The 23,745-nt window shown below is 33.0% G+C and carries 25 protein-coding genes and 1 tRNA gene; 13 read left to right on the forward strand and 13 right to left on the reverse strand.

Annotated elements, in window-relative coordinates; translation table 11 throughout:
• Positions 1-17 precede the first annotated feature (17 nt).
• The 9 genes from ACTJIW_RS08175 to dnaA form a co-directional block, all read right to left on the reverse strand.
• Positions 18-1,379 carry a methylmalonyl-CoA mutase subunit beta gene (locus ACTJIW_RS08175; protein ID WP_440715258.1) on the reverse strand — a complete coding sequence of 454 codons (1,362 nt, stop codon included), beginning with the start codon at positions 1,377-1,379 and terminating at the stop codon, positions 18-20.
• Between the two features lie 17 nt (positions 1,380-1,396).
• Positions 1,397-1,729 (reverse strand): FtsB family cell division protein, encoded by a 333-nt coding sequence (locus ACTJIW_RS08180; protein ID WP_011921532.1) that lies wholly within the window; start codon positions 1,727-1,729, stop codon positions 1,397-1,399.
• Positions 1,730-1,835: 106 nt separating this feature from the next.
• Positions 1,836-2,444: a uridine kinase gene (gene udk / locus ACTJIW_RS08185; protein WP_011921531.1), complete on the reverse strand. Its 609-nt coding sequence runs from the start codon at positions 2,442-2,444 to the stop codon at positions 1,836-1,838.
• A gap of 263 nt (positions 2,445-2,707) precedes the next feature.
• Positions 2,708-3,589 (reverse strand): SDR family oxidoreductase, encoded by an 882-nt coding sequence (locus ACTJIW_RS08190; RefSeq protein WP_440715257.1) that lies wholly within the window; start codon positions 3,587-3,589, stop codon positions 2,708-2,710.
• Between the two features lie 74 nt (positions 3,590-3,663).
• Complete coding sequence (locus ACTJIW_RS08195) at positions 3,664-4,791, reverse strand: methionine aminotransferase (RefSeq protein ID WP_440715256.1); 1,128 nt, start codon at positions 4,789-4,791, stop codon at positions 3,664-3,666.
• A complete protein-coding gene (locus tag ACTJIW_RS08200) occupies positions 4,775-5,293 on the reverse strand; it encodes an energy transducer TonB (RefSeq protein WP_440715255.1) in 519 nt (172 codons plus the stop codon). Before ACTJIW_RS08200 ends, ACTJIW_RS08195 begins: the two co-directional genes overlap by 17 nt.
• 13 nt (positions 5,294-5,306) lie before the next feature.
• The gene (locus ACTJIW_RS08205) at positions 5,307-6,020 is read right to left on the reverse strand and encodes an SAM-dependent methyltransferase (protein ID WP_011921527.1); all 714 of its coding nucleotides are present in this window, start codon (positions 6,018-6,020) and stop codon (positions 5,307-5,309) included.
• Positions 6,021-6,075: 55 nt separating this feature from the next.
• The gene (locus ACTJIW_RS08210) at positions 6,076-6,543 is read right to left on the reverse strand and encodes a low molecular weight protein-tyrosine-phosphatase (protein WP_073408795.1); all 468 of its coding nucleotides are present in this window, start codon (positions 6,541-6,543) and stop codon (positions 6,076-6,078) included.
• Between the two features lie 8 nt (positions 6,544-6,551).
• Positions 6,552-7,979, reverse strand: a complete 1,428-nt coding sequence (gene dnaA / locus ACTJIW_RS08215; protein WP_011921525.1) for a chromosomal replication initiator protein DnaA — start codon at positions 7,977-7,979, stop codon at positions 6,552-6,554.
• A gap of 187 nt (positions 7,980-8,166) precedes the next feature.
• Between dnaA and ACTJIW_RS08220 the strand changes: the two genes are divergently transcribed.
• The gene (locus ACTJIW_RS08220; protein ID WP_011921524.1) at positions 8,167-8,571 is read left to right on the forward strand and encodes an acyl-CoA thioesterase; all 405 of its coding nucleotides are present in this window, start codon (positions 8,167-8,169) and stop codon (positions 8,569-8,571) included.
• A 31-nt stretch (positions 8,572-8,602) separates the two neighbouring features.
• On the opposite strand, the gene ACTJIW_RS08225 is transcribed toward ACTJIW_RS08220, so the two are convergent.
• The 3 genes from ACTJIW_RS08225 to ribD form a co-directional block, all read right to left on the reverse strand.
• Positions 8,603-9,235, reverse strand: a complete 633-nt coding sequence (locus tag ACTJIW_RS08225) for an IMPACT family protein (RefSeq protein ID WP_440715254.1) — start codon at positions 9,233-9,235, stop codon at positions 8,603-8,605.
• An 83-nt stretch (positions 9,236-9,318) separates the two neighbouring features.
• Positions 9,319-9,921: an HAD-IA family hydrolase gene (locus ACTJIW_RS08230; protein ID WP_440715253.1), complete on the reverse strand. Its 603-nt coding sequence runs from the start codon at positions 9,919-9,921 to the stop codon at positions 9,319-9,321.
• Complete coding sequence (ribD, locus tag ACTJIW_RS08235; RefSeq protein WP_440715252.1) at positions 9,914-10,963, reverse strand: bifunctional diaminohydroxyphosphoribosylaminopyrimidine deaminase/5-amino-6-(5-phosphoribosylamino)uracil reductase RibD; 1,050 nt, start codon at positions 10,961-10,963, stop codon at positions 9,914-9,916. The genes ACTJIW_RS08230 and ribD overlap by 8 nt, the downstream gene beginning before the upstream one ends.
• Before the next feature lie 127 nt (positions 10,964-11,090).
• Here ribD and ACTJIW_RS08240 point away from each other — a divergent pair, with 127 nt between their 5' ends.
• From ACTJIW_RS08240 to prmC, 3 genes are read left to right on the forward strand one after another with little or no spacing between them, the layout of a single operon-like run.
• Entirely contained in the window at positions 11,091-11,576 is a 486-nt protein-coding gene (locus ACTJIW_RS08240; RefSeq protein WP_440715251.1) for a GNAT family N-acetyltransferase, read from the forward strand.
• Positions 11,577-11,580: 4 nt separating this feature from the next.
• Entirely contained in the window at positions 11,581-12,390 is an 810-nt protein-coding gene (locus ACTJIW_RS08245; RefSeq protein ID WP_440715250.1) for an FG-GAP repeat protein, read from the forward strand.
• Positions 12,391-12,424: 34 nt separating this feature from the next.
• A complete protein-coding gene (gene prmC, locus ACTJIW_RS08250; RefSeq protein WP_073408789.1) occupies positions 12,425-13,279 on the forward strand; it encodes a peptide chain release factor N(5)-glutamine methyltransferase in 855 nt (284 codons plus the stop codon).
• 87 nt (positions 13,280-13,366) lie between these two features.
• Here the strand turns inward: prmC and ACTJIW_RS08255 are convergent, their stop codons facing one another.
• Positions 13,367-14,611 (reverse strand): ABC transporter permease, encoded by a 1,245-nt coding sequence (locus ACTJIW_RS08255; protein WP_440715249.1) that lies wholly within the window; start codon positions 14,609-14,611, stop codon positions 13,367-13,369.
• Positions 14,612-14,850: 239 nt separating this feature from the next.
• Between ACTJIW_RS08255 and hisS the strand changes: the two genes are divergently transcribed.
• The 9 genes from hisS to ACTJIW_RS08300 all read left to right on the forward strand — a co-directional run bounded on the left by hisS (position 14,851) and on the right by ACTJIW_RS08300 (position 23,745).
• On the forward strand, positions 14,851-16,278 hold the full coding sequence (gene hisS, locus ACTJIW_RS08260; RefSeq protein ID WP_274251182.1) for a histidine--tRNA ligase: 1,428 nt from the start codon (positions 14,851-14,853) through the stop codon (positions 16,276-16,278).
• A 120-nt stretch (positions 16,279-16,398) separates the two neighbouring features.
• A tRNA-Trp gene (locus tag ACTJIW_RS08265) sits at positions 16,399-16,469 on the forward strand.
• Between the two features lie 312 nt (positions 16,470-16,781).
• Entirely contained in the window at positions 16,782-17,360 is a 579-nt protein-coding gene (locus ACTJIW_RS08270; RefSeq protein WP_440715248.1) for a nucleotide exchange factor GrpE, read from the forward strand.
• Between the two features lie 81 nt (positions 17,361-17,441).
• Positions 17,442-18,548 (forward strand): molecular chaperone DnaJ, encoded by a 1,107-nt coding sequence (gene dnaJ, locus ACTJIW_RS08275; RefSeq protein WP_012027012.1) that lies wholly within the window; start codon positions 17,442-17,444, stop codon positions 18,546-18,548.
• A 161-nt stretch (positions 18,549-18,709) separates the two neighbouring features.
• Complete coding sequence (locus tag ACTJIW_RS08280; protein ID WP_440715247.1) at positions 18,710-19,639, forward strand: ABC transporter ATP-binding protein; 930 nt, start codon at positions 18,710-18,712, stop codon at positions 19,637-19,639.
• 90 nt (positions 19,640-19,729) lie between these two features.
• Positions 19,730-21,046: an ABC transporter permease gene (locus ACTJIW_RS08285; protein ID WP_274251180.1), complete on the forward strand. Its 1,317-nt coding sequence runs from the start codon at positions 19,730-19,732 to the stop codon at positions 21,044-21,046.
• A gap of 115 nt (positions 21,047-21,161) precedes the next feature.
• Complete coding sequence (locus ACTJIW_RS08290; RefSeq protein WP_012027009.1) at positions 21,162-22,325, forward strand: sigma-54-dependent transcriptional regulator; 1,164 nt, start codon at positions 21,162-21,164, stop codon at positions 22,323-22,325.
• Positions 22,326-22,426: 101 nt separating this feature from the next.
• Positions 22,427-23,092, forward strand: coding sequence for a DEAD/DEAH box helicase (locus ACTJIW_RS08295; protein WP_073408783.1), 666 nt, complete (start codon positions 22,427-22,429; stop codon positions 23,090-23,092).
• A 68-nt stretch (positions 23,093-23,160) separates the two neighbouring features.
• The gene (locus ACTJIW_RS08300) at positions 23,161-23,745 is read left to right on the forward strand and encodes a hypothetical protein (protein ID WP_274251179.1); all 585 of its coding nucleotides are present in this window, start codon (positions 23,161-23,163) and stop codon (positions 23,743-23,745) included.

Raw genomic sequence — 23,745 nt, forward strand, 5'->3', positions numbered from 1 at the left:
AGCTGATTGAAATCAATTTATTCAAGTTCAAGTCTTTCTTGCTCCAGCTTTTCAGCTAATCTTTTTTCTATAATGGGTGTAATTAATGTTTTTCTTGGTTTGATTTTTACAAAAGGAAACAATTCTAAATCGTGTTTCATTCTGTCTTCTTTGTTTGGATATTTATTGGTGCCTAACAAAACTTCTTTTTTAGAATCGAATAATTCTTGTTCTTTACTGGCACTTTCCTGAATTTTCTTTTTGATTGTTCCTTCGTTCAAAAGTTTTAGGAAACCTCCGTTTGCTTCAATGTCTTTGAACAAAGCCAAACTTTTTTCTGCTAATTGAACGGTTAAACTTTCTATATAATAACTTCCATCGGCTGGATTGTCAACTTTATCAAAATAACTTTCGTGTTTTAGAATTAAAAGCTGGTTTCGGGCAATTCGGTCACCAAATTCGTTGTCTTTGTGATATAAAGAATCGTAAGGTAAATTAGCCACAGCATCTGCACCGCCTAAAATTGCCGACATACATTCGGTTGTGGTTCGAAGCATATTGACATTATAATCGTAAATCGTTTTATTTCGCTTAGTCGGTGTAACTAAAAAATGACAATCTAAATCTGGATTATATTCTGCAGCAATTAATTTAAAAAGCATTCGTAAAGCGCGAAGTTTTGCAATTTCAAAAAAATAATTTGTTCCAACAGAAATTTGGAAAACTATTGTTTTTGTTGAAGCAGGGAAACGGTTTAAATACTCATTAGCATGCGCTAAACTATAAGCAATCTGCTGTGTAATATTTGCACCCGAATTTTGATACAAACCTAAATCTACACTAAGAAACGGAAAGTTAGTTTGGTTTGAAATTTTTTCAAGTGTTTCAAAATTATTTTTATCTGATGTTGTAAACCAGTTTCCATCTCGTGCCAATTGTCCTATTGGATCAAGATTGCAATAAAAAATCGCATTTTTTTGAACCGAAATAACGTCCAGTTTTTTTACGAAATCGATTGAGAGAAAACTCAAATGAAAATAAACAATTCTGCCTTCTAAAGGAAGATTTTCTAATAATTTCTGTACATCAGTATTTTCGTTTTGAATTGTAAAACGTAAACTTTCGGCACCTCTTTCAATAGTATTTAGGGCTCTATTAATAGATTTTTCGACATCGTGAACAAATATATTTTGGCAGATTTTAAATTCTGATGCCTGAGTTTGTACAGAAGCTGATTTGGTAAATTCGTCGCTGTGATAAAAAGGTTTTACCTGAATATCTTCTGGAGAATTCCAAATAACAGTTTGGTTGTAATCGGCTCCATCCAATTCAAACTGAATTTTTTGTTTCCATTGTTTGGATGAAATCGGATTAAAATCTTCGAATAGGTTAGTGGCCATTTGGTGTTTTTTCTGAATTATTCTTTTTCCTGAATAGTGTCTCCTTCAAAATGAATGATGTAAATATCTTCGCTGTCCTTTTTCATAAAGTACTTTTCGCGGGCATATTTTTCTATTTGTTCAGGATTTTTAAGTTGTTTGATCTGTTCCTGATCTTTTTTTATTTCTTCCTGATAATATTTTTTGTTGTCTTTCAGCTCATTAATTTGTCCGTCTAAAAAACGATGGTCAAAATAGGAGTAATTGTCTAAAAATAACATCCAGATAACAAAAAACAACAATACCCAGACGTATTTATTGCCCAGGAATTTAAACCATTTTTTGTCTTTATACGGATTTTTGAATTTCATATAAGATTGTTTCTTTTGTATATGATTGAGTTTTAGACATTATAGAAAGCATTCCCGATAATTATCGGGAAGCTTGTATTTTTATGGTTTAAATTTACGATAAAAATTATAAAATTCTCTGATTAATTACGGCCCGAACTACATCAATTGCAACCGTATTGTATTTATCGTTTGGAATAATAATATCTGCAAAAGCTTTTGTTGGTTCGATAAATTGTTCGTGCATAGGTTTTAATGTTGTTTGATAACGGTTTAAAACCTCGTCAATATCACGTCCGCGTTCAGAAATATCTCTTTTTAAACGACGAATTAATCTTTCGTCAGAATCAGCGTGAACATATACTTTAATGTCAAAAAGCTCTCTTAATTCCGGATTTGTTAAAATTAAGATCCCTTCCACAATCATTACTTTTCTTGGATGAGTTGAAATCGTATCGTCGGTTCTGTTATGCTGAATAAAAGAATAAACCGGCTGATCGATAGTTTCTCCTGCTTTTAAAGCTTTAAGGTGTTTTACCAATAATTCAAAATCAATGGCACGAGGGTGATCAAAGTTTATTAATGCTCTCTCGTCAAAAGACAAGTTATGGTTTTCTTTATAATACGAATCCTGAGAAATTACTCCAACTTCTGTGTCTGGCAATTCATTCATGATTTGGTGTACAACCGTTGTTTTTCCGCTTCCAGTTCCTCCTGCAATTCCAATAATGAGCATAAAATTTTTGTTTGATATTTGTTTGGCAAAAATAATAATTAAACTGAATTGCTAAACATAGAATGTAATTTAACCATATAAGTAATGTAACTAAATTTAAGTAGAAAAATTTTTAAGCAAAATAGTACTTAACTGAACTTATATCACTTATATGGTTAAAATGTTTGTTTTTATTTTAAAAAAAATCCCGAAAGTAAACCTTCGGGATTTCGTGCAATCAGTATAGTTTTAAAAAATATTCTGAATTTAGTAAGCACTTGTAATTATTTATTCTTTTTTGCTTTTATCATCATTTCAAGCTGATCCCAAAGTTCCTCTGGAATTGCTTCTAATAAATTAAATTGTCCGGCACCTTTTAACCATTCGCCTCCGTCGATTGTAATAACATCACCATTTACATAAGCTGAAAAATCAGAAACTAAATAAGCTGCTAAATTGGCTAATTCCTGATGATCTCCTACACGTTTCAACGGCACTTTTTTTGCCATATCAAACTTTTCAGAAAGATCTCCCGGCAATAATCTATCCCATGCTCCTTTTGTTGGGAATGGTCCCGGAGCGATAGCATTAGAACGGATTCCGTATTTAGCCCATTCTACGGCAAGGCTTCTTGTCATGGCTAAAACCCCGGCTTTAGCCGTTGCACTTGGCACCACATAAGCAGAACCAGTCCACGCATAAGTTGTTACAATATTTAAAATCGTTGCAGATGTTTGTTTCGTGTCGATCCAGTGTTTTCCAAAAGCCAGTGTACAGTTTTTAGAACCTTTAAGAACAATATCGATAACAGTATCAAATGCATTTGCAGATAAACGTTCTGTTGGCGAAATGAAATTTCCTGCCGCATTGTTTAAAAGAACATCCACTTTTCCGAAAACTTTTAAAGTTTCCTGAAGCATATTTTCTACTTCTTCATAATGACGAACATCACATTGAAGAGGTAAACATTTTCTGCCAGTTTCACTTTCGAGTTCTGCAGCTGTTGTTTTCAGCTTTTCTAAGTCTCTGGAAGTAATCGCAACCTGAGCGCCCAATTCTAAAAAATATTTGGTCATTGCTTTACCTAAACCGCTTCCGCCGCCAGTAACTACAATAACTTTACCTTTTAAAGCGTCGTCTCGTAACATTTTATCTGTGTAACTCATACTTTTCTTTTTTTACAATATTAATTAAAATAATAGGATGCACGCATAATAATGTTATAAAATTTTGATAAACTTTATATCTCACACAATTTTTTTGCAGCTGCTTCCAGCGTAAAATTATCTTTTGCAAAGCAAAAACGAATTAATTTTTGATCTTTATGATCTGAATAAAAAGTAGAAATTGGAATGGCAGCTACTCCGTGATTAATTATTAGATTTTTGCAGAAAGTAACATCATCTTCATTTGAAATATTGGCATAAGAAGCAACCTGAAAATAGGTTCCTTCGCAAGGTTTTAGTTCAAAGCGACTGTTTTGAAGCAGTTTCTGAAAGTAATCTCTTTTTTCCTGATAGAATTTTCCAAGCAGATTTACATCAACAACATCCAGATATTCGCTGATTGCAAACTGTGAAATGCTGTTTACGCTGAAAACCAAAAACTGATGCACTTTTTTGATTTCTTTCATTAAATGTTCTGGCGCAATGGTATAGCCAATTTTCCAGCCAGTAATATGAAAGGATTTTCCAAAAGAAGAAACCATAATACAGCGGTCTAAAAGAAAGCTTTTGGTATGTGCCGAAATATGTTTTTCTTCAAAAGTAATGTATTCGTAAACTTCGTCAGACAAAACAATAATGTCTGGATATTTCTCAAGAAGATTTTTTAGCTGAATAAAATCATTTTCAGTTAAAATTTTTCCCGTCGGATTATGTGGATTATTGATAATAATCATTCGGCTTTTTGCAGAACAAGCTTTTTCGATTGTTTCCCAATTTGGAGTATAATCGTCATTTAGTGCCACACGAACTGGTTTTGCCTTGCAGAGTAAAACAGGAGATTCGTAAGAATCATAACTTGGATCAAGAATAATTACTTCGTCATTTTCTTTTACTAAAGCTAAAATTGTAGTGAAAATTCCCTGAGTTGCTCCGGCTGTAACCAAAAGTTCTAAATCTGGATTAATGGTTCTTTTATAAGAATCCTGAATCAGCTTTGCAATTTTATTCATCAATGGCGGATAACCTGCCATTGGTGTATATTGATGTACGTTTTCCTTGGATAATCTTGCGGCAATATCTGTTAATCTTTCGTCAACAGGAAAATTTGGAAATCCCTGTGAAAGATTTATCGCATTATATTCAGATGCCATTTTAGACATTACTGTGAAAATGCTTGTGGTTACGTTAGGGAGCTTGCTCATGATATACATCTATTGGTATAGTTAAATAGTAACGAACTCTCACAAGTTTGTTGTTTTGTGTGCCTGGAAGCCATTTTGGACATTTTTTTAGAATGCGAATCGCTTCTTTTCCTGTTCCATAATCAGCATCTTTGGTAACTGTTATATCAGTTAGTGTGCCATCCTTTTCAACTACAAAATTTACATCAACTATTCCTTTTACTTGAAGTTCTTCGTCAGGATATTTGTAATTGTTTCTAATAAATTTATGAAGTTTTGCAATTCCTTTATCAAAATCAGGTTTTACATCTATTGAGTCAATATCATATATTTTAGTGTCCTCTTTTATTTTAACTGTATCTTTATTAACAGTTGAATTAACTTCAGGAAGAAACTCTTCAGAGTTGTTTTCTTTAGTAATATTTTGTTCCGTTTTTTTGTTTTTTGAATCTTTAGTATCTGTTGAAGAATTACATTGTACAAAACAGATTGAAGTCAAAATTAGAATTAAAGCCTTTTTCATTATCTAGGTTCAATTAGATTTTATGAATAATAAAAATAGTTGGTCGTTTGTCAATATCGATTTTCAATTTTTTCCAATCCGAAACTTTCAAGGTTTTTATGAATTCCGTTGGCAGTGTAATATCTGTAGCAATACATAAATGTGTCGACGGATTTAAAATCTGTAAAAGATCTTCGATCAATTTATTGTTTCTATAAGGTGTTTCAATAAATAACTGTGATTGGTTTTTGTCCTGAGATAATCTCTCAAAATGACGTATTGCCGATTTTTTTTCGTCTTTGTCAATTGGTAGATAACCATTGAAAGTAAAACTCTGTCCATTCATTCCAGAAGCCATCATCGCTAATAGAATAGAAGAGGGGCCAACTAATGGAACAACCTGAATTCCTTTTTCATGTGCCAATTTTACAATTACGGCACCAGGATCAGCAACGCCCGGACATCCGGCTTCGCTCATTAATCCCATATTTTTACCTTCTAATAAAGGTTTTATAAAGTCTAAATGTTCGCTTGGTTCAGTTCGTTTGTTTAAAGTAAAAAGAACAAGTTCAGATTGTTTTTTTTCTGGATAAACGGCTTTTATAGATTTTCTGGCTGTTTTATCGTTTTCAACAATATAATGGTCGATAACTTCTATCGTTCTTCTTACCGTTTGTGGTAAAACATCCATCGGATCGCTTTCGCCCATTGTAGTTGGAATAAGATATAATTTTCCGAGAAGTTTCATGTGTATGTGTTTAAAATTAAAAAATTCAACTATCTCTTTTGCAGAAACAATTGAATTAAGAATGTTTTTTTAGAAGCTGGTCAGCAATTAAATCTGTTACTTCGTCTAGCATTTGGTAAACGTTGTCAAAACCATTTGCAGAACCATAATAGGGATCTGGAACATCAACATTTTCGTCTGGGAATAATTCGTTAAGAATTAAACGAACTTTATTTTTATGTTCAGGAGTTTTAGCCAGATGAACTACATCGCGAAAATTTGAATTATCCATTACATAGATATAATCAAATTCATCAAAATCGGATGATTTAATCTGTCTGCCTTTTTGTGCGCTTATGTTGATTCCGTTTTTGCGGGCAACATCTATGGAACGCTTATCGGGGCAGTGTCCTACATGCCATGATCCTGTTCCGGCAGAATCTACAATAAATTTGTCTGCGGGTAATTTTGATGCTAAAATTCCTTCTGCTAAAGGAGATCTGCAAATATTCCCCAAACAAACCATTAAAACTTTTACTGGCATGATTCGCGTTATAGCGTTAGTTTTTTGTTGATGTCTTCGACAAATTTTTTGAATTGTTTGTCTGTAGAAACTAAATTGTCAACAGTTTTACAAGCGTGTAATACAGTTGCGTGATCGCGGTCTCCAATTTGTGAACCAATATTTGCTAAAGAAGCTTTAGTAAATTTCTTTGCAAAAAACATGGCCAATTGTCTAGCCTGAACAACATGCCTCTTTCTTGTTTTAGATTGAAGCGTTTCGATATCCAGCTGGAAATAATCGGAAACAATTTTTTGGATATAATCGATAGAGATTTCTCTCTTTACGTTTTTAACAAATTTCTCAACTACACTTTTTGCTAATTCAATCGTAACTTCTTTTTTGTTGAAAGAAGACTGAGCAATAAGAGAGATAATAGCACCTTCTAATTCTCTTACATTAGATTTGATATTGCGGGCAACATATTCAAGAATGTCCTCCGGCATATCAACACCATCACGATACAAAATGTTTTTTAAGATCGAGATACGGGTTTCATAATCAGGCTGATGAAGTTCAGCAGATAATCCCCATTTAAAACGAGATAATAAACGCTGTTCAATATCCTGCATGTCAACAGGAGCTTTATCAGAAGTTAAGATTACTTGTTTTCCGTTTTGGTGCAGGTAATTGAAAATGTGGAAAAATACGTCCTGAGTTCCTGATTTACCAGATAAAAACTGAACGTCATCAATAATCAAAACGTCGATTAATTGGTAAAAGTGAATGAAATCGTTACGATTGTTCTTTTTAACCGAATCAATATATTGTTGTGTGAAAATTTCGGCAGATATATATAAAACCGTTTTTTCAGGATATTTGTCTTTTACTTCAACCCCAATAGCGTGTGCTAAGTGTGTTTTTCCTAAACCAACTCCTCCAAAAATCAACAAAGGATTAAATGAAGTCCCTCCAGGTTTATTGGCAACAGCCATACCGGCAGAACGGGCTAAACGGTTAGAATCTCCTTCAAGGAAATTGTCAAAACTGTAATTAGGATTTAACTGAGATTCAATTTTTAAATTTCGGATTCCAGGAATTACAAAAGGATTTTTAAGCTCAGGATTTAAGTTTTTAAACGGAGCATCAACCTCTTGCGGTTTCATTGGAACTCTGTTGGAACTTGGCAGCTGTTCGGTAAATGGCTGTTTATTTCCATAAGTGTTCTCCATTTTAATTTTATAGAGTAACTTTGCATTTTTTCCAAGTTCTTTGGTAAGTGCAACTTTTAATAATTTTACGTAATGCTCTTCGAGCCATTCGTAGAAAAATTTACTTGGTACTTGAATATATAACGCGTTATCGGTTAGCTCAACTGATTTGATTGGTTCAAACCAAGTTTTGTATGCTTGATCTTGAATATTGTCCTTTATAAAAGACAAACAGTTTTCCCATACCGATTGAGCAGTTTTAGTCATAGATTCAAATAAATTTTTATATTATTAATAAAGATTCTCCTGTAAAAAAAGGAGCGATTTTATTCCTTATTTCGGGATAACAAATATGTGAACAAATTTCTGTAAAAAAAAATATTTTGGTATCTAATTTTATAAAAAAATGTTGTAAGAGGGCTTGAATAATTTAAATTTTTTTAATACATTAATAATGAAAAAACATCAAACGCAAGTGCGTGTTCGTTACTCCGAAACTGACCAAATGGGAGTTGTTTATCACGGAAATTATGTGCCTTATTTTGAGATTGGACGCGTGGAATGGCTTAGAAATAAAGGGATTTCGTATAAAAGCATGGAAGAAAGCGGTATTGGACTTCCAATTGTTTCCATGCAGATCAACTATAAAAAATCTGCTCGTTACGATGAGCTTTTAACTATTCATACAACATTCAAAAGCCAGTCATCTGTTAAGATCGAATTTGACTGCGAAATTTATAACGAGGCAAATGAGTTATTAACAACGGCAGTGTTTATTTTAGTATTTATTTCGTTAAAAACGGGCCGCCCAACGGCACCTCCAGATTATATTTTAGAATTGTTTAAAACGATGGAATAATTGTTAAATCCAGATACGTTTTTATACTAAATTATATAATTTTAACATCAATTTCAAACATTAAATCAAAAATGTCGAATATCATTTCGGCATTTTTTTTTCGCGTTTTTGTGATGATTTTCCCAATTGGAAGACCGGAATTTTCATCTATTTCCATTTCCTGAGATGTTATTTCCAGTTTTTTTTCTTTTATAACACGCATTACTTTGTTCATGTTTTTATAATCAAAAGAAATTAAAAAATGAACATCGATCGTTTTTTCAACAATTTCACAAACTTCTAATGTTATCTGTGCAGTTGTTCGATATGCCGCAATTAATCCGCCGACTCCTAATTTTGTGCCTCCAAAAATACGAACCACAACTACAAGAACGTTCGTTACGCCAAAAGATTGTATCTGTCCGTAAATTGGTGCTCCCGCGGTGTTGCTTGGTTCTCCATCATCATTTGCACGATAAGAAATTTTGGGAGCTGTTCCTAATTGATAAGCATAACAATAATGTACAGCATGTGGATGAAGTTTTCGTAAATCCTCAATAATAGGTTTTACTTCCTCCTCACTTTCTATAGGAAAAGCATAACCAAAGAATTTGCTTCCTTTTTCTTTAAAAAGCACTTCTTCTGATTCTCTGGCAATGGTTTGATACGTATCGTTATATTCCAAATCTAATATTCTAAATTGTTTTTTTTGCTGCAGAATTATAAGTAAAAAATCTTTTTAATCCTTTTAATCTGCGGCAAGATATTTTATAGTATGTTTTTATCAAACAAATCCACAACATCTTCCTGCCCAACTTGTAAATTCCAAACATGCAAACCTAATACTGCAGCGACATCTGTGTTTTCTTTTTTGTCATCAACAAATAAAGTCTTTTGTGGAACTAAATTATGTTCATCAATTAAATGCTGATACGAATTAGCATTTGGTTTTCTTTTTCCAATTTCAAATGAAAAATGAACTTTTTCAAAACAATTGTAAAAATCAGTATAAAAAGGAACGCCGACAGTTTTTTCGAAAGTGGCAATATGAATAGAGTCAGTATTGCTTAATAAAAACAAACGGTATTTTTTTGAAAGCTCTTTTACGAAATCTAATCTATAAGAAGGGAAATCTGCTAAAACCGCATTCCAGGCTTCCAAAATTTCTTCTGTAGAAGTATTTGGAAGTTGTTTTTGAAATCCGCCCACAAAATCATCATATGAAATATCTCCAGTTTCAAATAATAAATTCAAGCGGTCAAGTTCAGCATTCCATTCTTTCAGACCTAATTTTTGCAAGCCAGAAATTGTTCCTTGTTTGTTTAAATTGATAAAAATATCTCCAAAGTCAAAAATTATCGTATCAATCATGATTTCTTACATATATTAATTCGTCGTTTTGAATATAAGTTTTAATGGCATTTTGTTTTTGAAGTTCCGGAGCTTTGGTCCCTTTCTTAAAAGTGTTTTTTCCAACAAATATTCGGGCTTCATCCCAAATATTTTCATTTATAAAAGATTCTAAAGTCTGTCTGCCTCCTTCAATAATTATAGATTGAATTTGATGCCGGTATAAAACAGTTAAAATATTTTCAATTATATTTTTATCAAAATCAATTTTTTCAAAAATCGTATTTTCTGTCGAAATCATGTTTTCAGATTTCGTAAAAACAATAGTTTTTACACTTTCATCAAAAACAAAACTGTCTTTAGAAATTCGGTTGTTTTGATCTAAAATTACTCTGACCGGATTATTTCCAGACCAATCTCTGACGTTTAATTTCGGATTGTCGTCAATAACCGTTTGAGTTCCTGCTAAAATAGCCTGTTCTTCACTTCGCCATTTATGAACTAATTGACGAGAATATTGATTGGTAATCCAAACTGGTTTTCTTTCCTGATCGATTTCTTTTTCAGGAGCGAGAAATCCGTCCAGACTTTCGGCCCATTTTAAAATAATATACGGTCGTTTTTTTTGGTGAAATGTAAAAAAACGTTTGTTGAGTTCGTTACATTCATCTTCTAAAATTCCAACTACAACATTGGCACCGGCTTCAATTAATTTTTTAATTCCTCTGCCTGCTACTTTTTCGTTTGGATCGACTGTTCCTACAACCACATTTGGAATTTCGTTTGCAATAATCAAATCACAGCAAGGAGGTGTTTTTCCAAAATGGGAGCAAGGTTCTAAGCTGACATAAATTGTAGCTTTTTTTAATAACGATTTGTCTTTTACAGATCGAACTGCATTAACTTCGGCGTGCGGTTCACCGGCTTTTTTATGCCAGCCTTCACCAATAATGGTATCTTCATAAACAATTACACTCCCCACCATCGGATTTGGATATGTTGTTCCAAAGCCATTTCTAGCAAGCTCTATGCATCGTTTAATATATTTCTCATGTTTATTCACTTTGCAAAAGTAACTTATTTTTAAATTTTGAGTCTAATCTTATAGCTATTGTTGTGAAACATTACAAATTGTTATGAAACTATCGAAAAAGTATTTTTATTTTTGTAGATATAAGTGAATAAATAAAATGAAAAATTGGGTTATCAGAAAGATTGAAAAAGAAGACAATCAATCAGTTGCGAAATTAATAAGATCAGTTTTTGATGAAATGGAAATTCCAAAAGTAGGTACCGCTTATGAAGATCCATATTTAGATTTAATGTTTGAAGAGTACTGCAAACCAAAATCGGTTTATTTTGTAGTAGAAAGTGAAGGTGAAATCTTGGGTTGTGCAGGAATTGCTCCTTTAGAAAATGGAGATCCTGAAATTTGTGAATTACAAAAAATGTATTTTTTGCCCAAAGTGCGCGGATTAGGAATTGGAAGCAAAATGATGGATGAATGTTTGGAGAGCGCAAGAAATTTTGGATTTGAAAAATGTTATATCGAGACAATGCCGTTTATGCATGCTGCTCAAAAATTATATAGAAAATCAGGATTTGAATATTTAGACGCTCCGTTAGGTTGCACCGGACATAATTCCTGCCCTGTCTGGATGTTGAAAAAATTATAAGCCAATGAAAAAAAATGTTTTTGCTATTCTTTTAGTTTCAGTATTGTTTTCTTGTAAAGATGTTAAACAAGAAAAAGCGGCAGACAAAGCTGTAGTTGTCAAAGATTCAGTTGTTAAAACTGAGGAAAGTGAAAGTACAGCCGTTACTGAAGAAGCCTTTAAAAATGAATTCGATATTTTAATACCCCAAACTTATCGAACTTATGATAACCAAAATCCTGTAAAAGCTTTAAACCAAAAATGGGTTGAGTTGTACGAGGAAAATGGAGAATTTTTTTTAGGAAAAGCAAATTTTAAAATTGAAAAAGGATACAGTGAATGTTCAGGCGATTCTACGCTTTCTATTATGCCTGAAAAAAAGGTGCTGCTTTTAATGGACGATCCTAAATTGAAAACCGGAAAAATAAAATCTCTTAAAATTGAAAGAGATAAAATCTGGCCTAAAGAAAAAATGAGTTTTACTTTTAATAATGTCAATTATACTTTACGCGGAGAAGGAAAAGTTTTATCTGAAGAAAAAGTAAGCACAGATGATGATAAAATTGAAATCTTTAAAAAAGTAGAAGATTATAAATTATACTTAACCATTGGTAATAATCCTGAAAAACTGATTCTGACCGAAGCATCTTTTAATGACACCTTTGTAGAGTTTCTTTTTGCAGGAGATATTGACGGCGACGGAAAACTCGACTTTGTTTTTGGAGCAAACAGAGATTATGAAGAAGAGCGTGTGATTTTATTTCTTTCGTCAAAAGCTGAAAATGAAAATTCAGTGAAAAAAGTTTCAGAAATAGCCGTGCAGTTCGACTGCTAAATAAAAAAGACTATCTAAATAACAGATATATAAAATGAAAATCAAGCAATATCGTACTCAGTTTATTAAGGAATTATCTTCTTTGTACGATGCGTACGAAGCAGAGAGTTTTTTCTATTTAATTTTAGAAGATAAACACAAACTGCGTCAAATAGATTTAGCATTAAATCACGAATTAGCTTTTACAGAAGAAGATTTTGTTGTTTGGGATTCATTGTTAGCCCAGCTGAAAAAAGAAGTTCCAATTCAATATTTATTAGGAAAAACAAATTTCTACGGTTTGGATTTTGAAGTAAACGAAAATGTTTTAATTCCGAGACCCGAAACCGAAGAGTTAGTCGAATGGATTATTAGTGAAAATAAAGGAATTGATAGAAAAGAAAAAATAAAAATTCTTGATATTGGTACCGGAAGCGGCTGTATTGCTGTCTCACTCGCTAAAAATCTGCCAAATGCAGATGTTTATGCTATCGATGTTTCAAAAAAAGCAATCGAAACTGCGAAGCGAAATGCCATTAGAAATGATGTTAATGTAACTTTTATATTTCAGGATATTTTACAAGCCGAAGAATTAAAATGTAAATATGATGTCATAGTTTCTAATCCGCCTTATGTACGCAATCTTGAAAAAGAAGAAATCAAAAAGAACGTTTTGGATTATGAACCTCATTTAGCACTTTTTGTTGATGACAACGATGCTTTACTTTTCTACAGAAAAATAGCTTCGCTGGCACAAAACAATCTTTTGGCAAAGGGACAGCTTTATTTTGAAATCAATCAATATTTAGGAAAAGAAATGATAGAACTTCTGGGTAAAATGGATTTTATCAATATTGATCTCCGAAAAGATATTTACGATAACGACCGAATGATAAAAGTTAATATTTAAATTTTAGTTTTTAGTCGCAGTATTCAGTCACAGTATTCAGTCACGGTTAAGCTGGGAACTGCGACTGCGACTGAAAACTAAAAAAAATTACTCGTATCGCAAAGCCTCAATAGGATCTAATTGAGATGCTTTTATGGCAGGATATAAACCAGAAACTATTGCTACCATAAAACTAGTTGCAAAAGCGGCAAAAATTGCCATCCACGGAATCACAAAAGCAAAACTCATTGCAGCCGCAAAAGCAAAACCAATCAGGATTCCCAGAACAATTCCAACTAAACCGCCAATTTGTCCAATTAATAAAGTTTCGATAAAAAACTGAACAGAAATTGTAATTTTTGTTGCCCCAAGCGCTTTTCTAACTCCAATTTCGCGTGTACGTTCTGTAACCGAAACAATCATAATATTCATTAAAGCAATTGAAGATCCTAAAATTGTAATGATCGAAATAATCCAGGATGCCCAGCCTAAATATTGTGTAATACCTAAAATTCGATTGATTAAATCGTCGCTTCGGCCAATGCCAAAATTATTGTCACGAACCGGACTTAGTTTTCGAACCCTTCTCATTGTGCTGGTTGCATTGTCAACGGCTTCGTCTAAAAGTTCTTTTTTAGAAACCATAACACTGATAGTATAATTGATATTGGGTGCTGTAAATAAAGATCTGGCAACCTGTATAGGAATTAAAACCCGTAAATCCTGACTATTTCCAAAAGTCGAACCTTTTTCTTTTAAAACGCCGATAACTTTAAAACGGGCACCGCGAATAGAAATTACTTTATCAATTGGGTTGACATCTTTTAATAAGCCCTTTTCAAAATCTGAACCTACAACACAGGTATAGGTATTATTGTCAATGTCAAATTGATTAAAAGATCTGCCTAAAGTGGTTTCTAAACCTGAGTTAGAAATAAAATGTTCGTCGACACCCAAAATGGTAATTTCGGGATCAGTTTTAGTATCTAAAAATTTTACTTCGGCTTTTGATGTTGCAGTAAACGAAAGAGAAGTCTCGGTAAAAGGGTATTTGTATTTGTTTTTAAAAGCAACAGCTTCGGGATAGGAAATAATTGGGTTGATAATTTCACGTTCATTTCCGCCGCGATTTCGAACCGTGTTTTCGTATTGGTTAATGTTAAAAGTATTAGCTCCCATTGAGGCAAAATTGATTGAAACAGTATTTTCAAGTGCTGTTACAACTGTAAGAATTCCAACCAAAGCGGTAATTCCGATCGCAATAATTAAAACCGTAAGAATGGTTCGCAGTAATTGAGTTTTGATGGAACCAAAAGCAATTCGGATATTTTCTTTAAATAATTTTAGCATCATGACCAATTTGTCACGAAAATACGGTTTTTGTTACAAGTTTGTTTTCGAAGTGTTATTATTTATTTTAAAAAGTAAGATATTTGCAGACTTAAATTAAGTCGAAAGCTGGAAGGTCATAAAGTCGAAAGTCTAAAGAACCTGCAATCAAAAAATAATAAATAAATTAATCTTAAAGGTTTTTGAATTTGAGTTTCAAAAGAAATCTAAAATCTAAAATCAACAATCTTAAAATAAAGAAGATGGCTTCAAAACCAAGTATACCAAAAGGGACAAGAGATTTTTCACCAGCTGAGGTGTCAAAACGTCAATATATTATTCAGACTATAAAAGCTAATTTTGAAAAATTTGGTTTTCAGCCAATCGAAACGCCTTCGTTTGAAAATTCAGATACCTTAATGGGAAAATATGGAGAAGAAGGAGATCGTCTGATTTTCAAAATTTTAAATTCAGGTAATTTTTTCTACAATAAAAGTAAAATCGAATTGCCAGAATCAATCGAAGAATTACAATTAAATTCTGCTGAAAAAATAACTTTAGAGCAAAGAATTGAGCTGAATAAATTTACAGGAAAAATTTCTGAAAAAGCGTTGCGTTACGATTTAACAGTTCCGTTTGCAAGATATGTGGTACAGCACCAAAGTGAAATCGAATTTCCTTTTAAAAGATATCAGATTCAGCCGGTTTGGAGAGCAGATAATCCGCAAAAAGGTCGTTTTAGAGAATTCTTTCAATGTGATGCTGATGTTGTAGGTTCGAAATCTTTATGGCAGGAAGTTGAGTTAGTTCAATTATATGATACTGTTTTTACCTCTTTAGGATTAGAAGGAGTTACAATTAAAATCAATAACCGAAAAATTTTATCTGGAATTGCTGAGGTAATTGGCGCTTCAGATAAATTGATTGATTTTACAGTTGCGCTTGATAAATTAGACAAAATTGGTGAAGACGGCGTAAAGAAAGAAATGATCGAAAAAGGAATTTCTGAAGATGCTTTAGTAAAAGTGCAACCACTTTTTAGTTTCTCAGGAACTTTTGCAGACAAAATTGCACAGCTTTCGGACTTATTGTCTTCTTCTGAAGAAGGAATGAAAGGAGTTGAAGAATTGAAGTTTATTTGTGACAATGTTGCAGATTTAGGTTTGTCTACTGCAGTTTTAGATCTTGATGTGACATTAGCTCGTGGTTTAAATTATTATACAGGAGCTATTTTTGAAGTAGCGGCGCCAAAAACCGTTGCAATGGGCTCTATTGGCGGAGGCGGAAGATACGACGATTTGACTGGTATTTTTGGTTTAAAAAATATGAGCGGTGTTGGAATCTCTTTTGGATTGGATAGAATTTATCTGGTTTTAGAAGAATTACAATTATTTCCTGAAACAGTTGCTGCTGCTTCAAAAGCTATATTTTTAAATTTTGGAGACAAAGAAGCTTTATATGCTTCAAAAGCTATTCAAAAATTAAGACAGGAAAATATAAAAGTAGAGTTATATCCGGATAATGTAAAAGTGGGTAAACAATTTCAATATGCAGATAAACGTTTGATTCCGTTTGCTGTATTAGTCGGAGATCAGGAAATTAATTCAAATTCTTATGCGCTTAAAAATTTAGTGACTGGAGAACAGGTGTCTGTAGATTTTGAAGGATTAAAAAATACTTTGTTAGGTTAACTGTCTGGAGTGGAGATTTTTGCTGTAGATTACAGTCATTTAAAGGATTTTCTTTTTAAATCTCTGCCTAAAATAGTTGCCTGTAAAGAAAAAAAACTTTTAATTTGCCGACCTTAAGTTACGGGCGTAGTTCAAGGGTAGAATAGCGGTCTCCAAAACCGTTGATGGGGGTTCGAATCCCTCCGCCCGTGCAAAATTAAATAGTTAAGTATAAAAAAAAGCTTCGTCTCTATAAAGGCGAAGCTTTTTTTAATATAAGGTAAACTTGAATTAATAATTATTTAGAGGCCGAAGCCAACCCTTAAATTCAATTTTGTTAGGTAATAATTTAATTATACTTTGGTACTCAAATATACGACAACTAAAACGTAATAGTCTTAAAATTATAATAAAATTTCACGGACTGTTTTCTGTTTTTAAAAGTCTCATAACTAATAAAGTGACAATTTGACATTTTATGAGATTTGGCAGTACTTTTGCAATCCAAAAGAAAGAAATAAAAAATGAAGTTTAAGAATATTTTTAAAAATAAAAGTAATATGACTACGGAAAATACAGAATTCGATCAGGAATTAGACGATGTAACGTTAGAGAACAATGCAAACGGAGAGCAGTTAATTGTTGAAGAATTAAGTGTTGAGGAGCAATTAGCCCAAGACTTGGCGAAAGAAAAAGATAAGTTTCTGAGATTATTTGCTGAATTTGAAAATTACAAAAAAAGAACTTCAAAAGAGCGTATCGATTTATTTAAAACGGCAAACCAAGAAGTTTTATTGGCTATGCTTCCTGTTTTAGATGATTTCGACAGAGCAGCTGTAGAGATCAACAAATCTGATGATGAAAATTTGAAAAAAGGTGTTCAACTGATTCACGAAAAATTAAAAAGCACTTTAGTTTCTAAAGGCTTAGAGCAGGTTGAAATTCAGGCAGGAGATGCATTCAATGCTGATATTGCTGAAGCAATTACCCAAATTCCAGCTCCATCGGATAAATTAAAAGGGAAAGTTGTAGATGTTATTGAAAAAGGATACAAATTAGGAGAAAAAATTATTCGTTATCCTAAAGTTGTTGTTGGAAACTAAAAAAATGTAAACAAAGTCCGATGAATTATTTTGGATTTTGGTCCCGAAGCTTCGGGATAAGATTTGGAACTTAATCTAATTATGAAAAAAGATTTTTACGAAATACTAGGCATTTCAAAAAATGCTGATGCTGCCGAAATTAAAAAAGCATATAGAAAAAGTGCTTTAAAATACCATCCTGATAAAAATCCAGGCGACAAAGAGGCAGAAGAAAACTTCAAATTAGCGGCAGAAGCGTATGAAGTTTTAAGTGATCCGCAGAAAAAAGCAAAATACGATCAATATGGACATCAGGCATTTGATGGTTCTGGCGGATTTGGCGGTCACGGTGGTATGAATATGGATGACATTTTCAGCCAGTTTGGTGATATTTTTGGAGGTGGATTTGGCGGTTTCGGAGGCGGAGGCGGAGGTCCTCGCCGTGCAAAAGGAAGCAATCTTCGAATTAAAGTAAAACTGACTTTAGAAGAAATTGCAAATGGAGTTGAGAAAAAAGTTAAAGTAAAACGTAAAGTTCAGGCTAAAGGCGTAACGTATAAAACTTGTACAACTTGTAACGGTCAGGGACAAGTAATGCGTGTAACCAATACTATTTTAGGAAGAATGCAGTCTGCATCAACTTGTCCTACCTGTGGCGGTTCTGGTCAGATTTTAGACAAAAGACCTGCCGAAGCAGATGCTCAGGGAATGGTTCAGGAAGATGAAACAGTATCAATCAAAATTCCTGCGGGAGTTGTTGATGGAATGCAGTTAAAAGTTTCTAACAAAGGTAACGATGCACCAGGAAATAGTATTCCTGGAGATTTAATTGTTGCAATTGAAGAAGTAGAGCACGAATTTTTGAAACGTGAAGGTGAAAACGTTCACTTCGATTTATACATCAGTTTCCCAGAAGCAGTTTTAGGAGCTTCAAAAGATATTGAAGCTATTAATGGAAAAGTTCGTATTAAATTAGAAGAAGGAATTCAGTCTGGAAAAATCTTAAGATTAAAAGGAAAAGGAATTCCAAGTTTAAATGGTTACGGAAGCGGAGATTTATTAGTTCACGTAAACGTTTGGACTCCAAAAACATTAAACAAAGAACAAAAACAATTCTTTGAGAATGCTTTAAACGATGAACACTTTGTTCCAAGTCCTGAAAAATCAGAGAAATCATTTTTTGAAAAAGTAAAAGATATGTTCTCATAATCTAAACTTTCTCTAAGAGGTTTATATAAAACAAAAACCCATTCTATACAAATAGAATGGGTTTTTTGTGTATTATAATGCAGATTCGCTATGAATTATTTACTTTTACAGATTGTTGGCTAAAATAAAAAAAGCCGCTAAAAGAAAACCTAAAAAATAAAATGAGCAACTTACTAGAAGTACATAAAGTCGTAAAACAATATGGCGATTATGTAGCGCTTAACGAAGTTTCATTAAATGTGCCAAAAGGCAGTATATATGGACTTTTAGGTCCAAATGGAGCTGGAAAAACATCCCTTATTCGAATCATAAATCAAATTACACTTCCGGATAGCGGTGAGATAATTTTAGATGGAGAAAAATTACATCCCAAACACGTGCAGACAATTGGTTATCTGCCGGAAGAAAGAGGTTTGTACAGTTCAATGAAAGTAGGGGAGCAATGTTTATATCTTGCTCAAATGAAAGGACTTTCTAAAACCGAAGCCAAAAAACAATTGGATTATTGGTTTGACCGTTTAGGAATTCAAGGCTGGTGGAACAAAAAAATCCAGGAACTTTCTAAAGGAATGGCGCAAAAAATTCAGTTTGTAGTTTGTGTTTTGCACAAACCAAAACTGCTTATTTTAGATGAGCCTTTTTCTGGATTTGATCCTGTAAATGCCAATGTTATTAAAGATGAAATTCTGGCATTAAAAGAACAAGGCTCTACTATAATTTTTTCTACGCACCGAATGGAAAGCGTAGAAGAGCTTTGTGAAAACATTGCCTTAATCCACAAATCAAATAAATTAATTGAAGGAAAAGTTGTTGATGTAAAACGTCAATTTAGAACGAACAGTTTTGAAGTGGGAATCCTGACAAATAATGTTGAAGGTTTGATGTATGACATTACACAAAAATTTACTGTTTCTCCTGCGAGTTTTAAATCTTTAAATGATGATTTAAAATTGAATATTCAAATAGGAAATGCTTCACCAAACGAATTATTAAATGTTTTGACGCAGCGCGGACAAGTAACACATTTCGTGGAAAAAATTCCAAGCATTAACGATATTTTTATCCAGACAGTTACAGAAAATAAAGTTTAGATTTCAGTCCCGAAGCCTCAGGATAGATTTCAGAATTAATCCTGAAATTTAAAAATCTAAAGTCAACAATCTAAAATCTAAAATCAAGAAATGAGTATTATTTCATTAATTATAAAAAGAGAATTTATTGCCAAAGTCCGCAATAAATCTTTTGTTGTCATGACTTTTTTGAGTCCGCTTTTATTTGTAGCTATTGCTGTTTTTATCGGCTATTTAAGTTCAATGAAAGCCGAAACGAAACGAATAGCGATTCATGATGAAACTGGACTTTTTGCTGCCGATTTTTTGAAAGAAAACAAAAACAGTTCAGAGTTTAAATATTATAATTTATCTGAAATTGAAGTAAAAGCTTTAAAAGACAGTATTACAAAAGAAAATTTCAGCGGTTTAATTGTTATCCCAAAAACAAATGATAAAAAAGATTTAGAAAGTAAAATTGAATTTATTTCTAATAACAGCCCAAGTATTTCTTTTATCGAGAACACACAGGATATCATTGGAAATAAAATTACAAAACTAAATCTCGAAGAAGCTAAACTAGATACGCTGGCAATTCAAAAAGCACAGTCAAATGTTAATATTCACTTGGTTAAAGCTTCCGGAGAAGAAAGTCTAAAAGGATTAAACGAAATTAAAATTGGAATTGGCGGTGCATTTGGATACTTGATTATGATGTTTATTATCATTTACGGAAATATGGTAATGCGAAGCGTAATCGAAGAAAAAACAAATAGAATTATCGAGATCATTATTTCATCAGTAAAACCATTTCAGTTAATGATTGGTAAAATTGTAGGAACTTCGCTGGCCGGAATTTTACAGTTTATGATTTGGGCTATTATTGGTTTGGGATTAATGTTTGCAGCTTCGGCATTTTTTGGCGTAAATGTAGGGCCAACGGCAAGAATTTCACCAGAAATGATGCAAACGGCTCAGCATCAATTTTCAGGTTCTGCGCAAATGTATATTGCAGAATTATGGAATCTGCCAATAGCAAGCATTATAATTGGTTTTGTAATTTATTTTATTGGAGGATATTTTCTATACAGTTCATTCTATGCCGCAATTGGAGCAGCAGTTGATAATCAAACAGATTCACAGCAGTTTTTATTACCAATTTTAATGCCGCTGATACTAAGTGTTTACATCGGATTTTTTACTGTAGTAAACGATCCGCACGGAACTATTGCAGTTGTGTTTTCGATGATTCCGTTAACCTCGCCAATAGTTATGTTAATGCGTATACCGTTTGGCGTGCCGTGGTGGCAAATTGCAATTTCGGTATCATTATTGTTTGCTTCATTTTTCCTTGTTGTATGGTTCGCAGCTAAAATTTACCGGGTAGGTATTTTAATGTACGGCAAAAAACCAACATGGAAGGAATTGTATAAGTGGCTTAAATATTAATTTTTTAAAAGCTGCTAAGGTTCTAAGGAACTAAGTCGCTAAGGTTTTCTTTAGCTGCTTAAAATAAAAAAAACTCAGAACCTTAGCAGCTCAGAACCTTAGAACCTCAAAAAAAATGAGTAAAATACTAATTATCGAAGACGAAGCAGCGATTAGAAGAGTTTTGGTAAAAATTTTATCAGAAGAAAATGATTCCTATCAGGTAGATGAAGCCGAAGATGGGGCTGCAGGACTTGAAAAAATAAAAAACAACGATTATGATTTGGTTTTGTGCGATATCAAAATGCCAAAAATGGACGGTGTTGAGGTTTTAGAAGAAGCAAAAAAGATAAAGCCGGAAATTCCTATGGTCATGATATCGGGTCACGGCGATATGGAAACTGCGATCCAGACTATGCGTTTAGGAGCTTTTGATTATATTTCGAAACCGCCGGATTTGAATCGTTTATTGAATACTGTCCGTAATGCTTTAGATAAAAAACAATTAGTAGTTGAAAATAAAATTCTAAAGAAAAAAGTCAGCAAAAATTACGAAATGATTGGTGAGAGCGAATCAATCAATCATATAAAAGTAATGATTGACAAAGTAGCCCCAACAGAAGCCAGAGTTTTAATCACGGGACCAAACGGAACCGGAAAAGAATTAGTAGCACACCAATTACACGAAAAAAGTGAGCGTTCTGGTTTTCCTTTAATTGAAGTAAACTGTGCAGCAATTCCGAGTGAGTTGATTGAAAGTGAGTTATTCGGACACGTAAAAGGTGCTTTTACATCGGCAGTGAAAGATCGTGCCGGAAAGTTTGAGGCTGCAGATAAAGGAACTATTTTCTTAGATGAAATTGGTGATATGAGTCTTTCGGCGCAAGCCAAAGTTTTACGCGCCTTGCAGGAAAGTATGATTACAAGAGTTGGTGCCGATAAAGATATTAAAGTTGATGTTCGTGTTGTTGCGGCAACTAATAAAGATTTAAAAACAGAAATTGCCGAAGGTCGTTTCCGTGAAGATTTATACCACCGTCTGGCAGTAATTTTAATTAAAGTACCGCCTTTGAATGAAAGACGTGATGATATTCCAGCTTTAATTTCGCATTTTGCAGAGAAAATTGCATCAGAACAAGGAAATGCGGTTAAAGGATTTTCGGCGCAGGCTATACAATTACTGCAGGAATATGATTGGACCGGAAATATTCGTGAACTGCGAAATGTGGTAGAAAGATTAATCATTTTAGGAGGCAGTGAAATCTCCGAAAATGACGTGAAAATGTTCGCAAGCAAATAAGTGCTTCGCGTTTTAGGCTGTAAGCTTTAGGCTTTAAGCTTTTATAGAAACTAAATAATTTTCGCTTATAGCCTACAGCTTAAAGCTTAAAGCATAAAAAAATGAAACTAAAAAAGATAAACGAGAAATTACAAGACGGATTAATTGAAAATGGTTTAACAGAAGCAAATGTTTTGCAGATGGAAACTTTTTCGACCATAAAAAGCGGCGCCGATTGTATAATTATTTCTCCTGAAAAAAGCGGAAAAACCACTACAATTGTCCTGAATGTTATTCAGCAGTTAGCTGGAAAAAATGAAGAATCGCCTCGTGCTTTGATTATTGTTGAAGACAAAGAAAAGGTGCTTGAAATGGAAGAACTTTTTGAGAAATACGGAAAATATACCAATCTCGAAGTTTATGGCGTGCATGATAAAGGTGATATGGATTACGATAAAAATTATGTTTCTACTGGAATCGATGTTTTAATTGGAACGCCAAATAAATTAAGCGAAATGTTTTCAACGGCTGGTTATAACGTAAATCGTTTAAGAATGTTTATCTTAGATGATGCTGATCCTATTTTAAAACTGCGTCATGAAACCAAGATCATGCGTATTTCAAACAGTATTGCTAAAACGCAGCGTTTAATTTTTGCTGAAACATTGTCAGAGCGTATCGAAATATTGGCAGATAAAATGCTTGTAGAGCCTTATTTATTTGATATGGATGAAGAAGGCGAGGAAGAACTTGACGAAGAAGACGACGATATTGAGGAAGAAGAATAATATTTAGAGAAACTTGAAATTGTAATAAACATCGAATGAGAAAACATTTTTTATATTTTTTGCTTACAATGTTTATTACAACTAGTTTTTTAAGTTGTGCCAGTTTTTCAAAAAAGAAATTTAGTAATGTACTGCAGAATTTAAAAAGAGAAGATATTTCTAAACTAGAAGGAAGTTATACACTAAATCCAATTGTAAAATATCTGAACGACAAGCCGGAAGAACTTGATTCAGAAAATAAAGTTCCGGATTCACTAGTCAGAAATAACGTTTACCAATTTATGGTAACGCCAAATTCCAGTTTTAAAAAGAATATATTTAAGAAGAGTGAAAACAACAATCGCTCAATCGATCTTAAATTTCAAAACGAAAATTTATTGTCTATAAAAATCCATGAAAATTCGGAGATTATTATAGATACTGTGCTTTCAGGTAAATATAAAAAAGGAATGTTTTATCTGGATAACAAATTCTTGAAATGCCGCCACATTCCGTATCTTTTTGGCGGATGCGAAAACAATAAAAGAAGAATAGGCCTAAATAAAAATGGCAATCTTTTAGTAAATGAAGCTTCTGATAACAGCGGTGCTCTTTTGTTATTCTTCTGGGCCGGAAGTGCCTATAATGTGACTTACGAATACCAAAGGAAATAG

This window comes from Flavobacterium sp. 22659 (assembly GCF_052044235.1).
GTDB lineage: Bacteria > Bacteroidota > Bacteroidia > Flavobacteriales > Flavobacteriaceae > Flavobacterium > Flavobacterium johnsoniae.